The 242-nt window shown below is 40.5% G+C and carries 1 protein-coding gene; it reads right to left on the bottom strand.

Annotation, left to right across the window (positions count from 1 at the left end; translation table 11 throughout):
- The coding region (locus tag HUO09_RS22260) for a hypothetical protein (RefSeq protein ID WP_188235310.1) at window positions 1-242 on the bottom strand (242 nt) is incomplete at both ends.

The raw sequence follows: 242 nt of genomic DNA, 5'->3' as shown, positions 1-242 counted from the left end.
ATCCACTTCAGTTTCTTCAGTCGTTACTAAAACTTCACCGTTCCCTCCATCTTGTTCTGTTTCGTAATCGGAAGGATCATCTTGCTCAGGCTGCTTTATATCTTCTACATCGGACAATTCCGGATTTTCTTCTTCGCCATCATTCCCATTCATCGTTGCCAATTCTTCATTATTTTCTTCTTGATTTTCTGTTTCATAATCAGATGGATCATCCTGCTCACCTTGCTCTGGAGCTTCTACAT

Source organism: Vibrio sp. Y2-5 (assembly GCF_014596725.1).
Taxonomy (GTDB): domain Bacteria; phylum Pseudomonadota; class Gammaproteobacteria; order Enterobacterales; family Vibrionaceae; genus Vibrio.
The sequence above is the reverse complement of the archived record's forward strand: the minus strand, read 5'-3'. Positions and strand labels throughout refer to the sequence as shown.